The sequence below is a fragment of the Curtobacterium sp. MMLR14_010 genome, assembly GCF_001865015.1.
Classification (GTDB): domain Bacteria; phylum Actinomycetota; class Actinomycetes; order Actinomycetales; family Microbacteriaceae; genus Curtobacterium.
In genome coordinates this window covers 1-679 of the sequence record NZ_MJGV01000001.1, presented here as the reverse complement: position 1 = coordinate 679, position 679 = coordinate 1, and the positions used below count along the sequence as shown (strand labels likewise).

General features: G+C 71.3%; 1 pseudogene. It reads left to right on the top strand.

From position 1 onward, the window contains the following. Positions 1-618, top strand: a pseudogene (locus BIU98_RS00005) (glycogen debranching enzyme GlgX); the annotation flags it as partial. Positions 619-679 lie beyond the last annotated feature (61 nt).

Sequence of the window (679 nt, the reverse complement as noted above, 5' to 3'; positions counted from 1 at the left end):
GACAACAACGACGGCGAGAGCGACAACACGTCGTTCAACGGCGGCATCGAGGGCCCGACGGACGACGGCGCGGTGAACGACTACCGCGACCGCCAGCGTCGCAACTTCCTCGGCACGCTGATGCTCTCGGCCGGTGTGCCGATGATCCTCGGCGGCGACGAGATCGCCCGGTCGCAGGGCGGCAACAACAACGCCTACTGCCAGGACGACGAGATCTCGTGGTTCGACTGGGCCGCGGTCGACCAGGACCTGCTCGCCTTCACCACGTCGGCGATCGCCTTCCGCCAGCAGCACGAGGCGCTCCGCCCCGAGTGGTACCGCACCGCGCCGGGACACTCCGAGTCCACGGTGTCGGTGCTCCGCGCGGACAACGCGGGCTTCGAGGACGGCGACTGGGCCGACGGCGGCAACCGCGCCGTGATGCTCGTGCTCGAGCAGGGCGACGACTCGGTCGCTGTGCTGCTGAACGCCTCGGAGACCACGGTCGAGTTCACCCTGCCGGAGAAGCCGGGCGGCGGGACCTGGACGCTCGGTCTCTCGAGCGACCAGGAGCAGCAGCTCGACGGCGACGCCACCACCCTGCTGGTGCGCGACGCGTCCTTCACCGCCCTGGCCTGAGCCAGCGCGGCCTGAGCCAGACCGGTCTGACCCGCGGCGGGGCCGGGAGCACTCCCGGCCC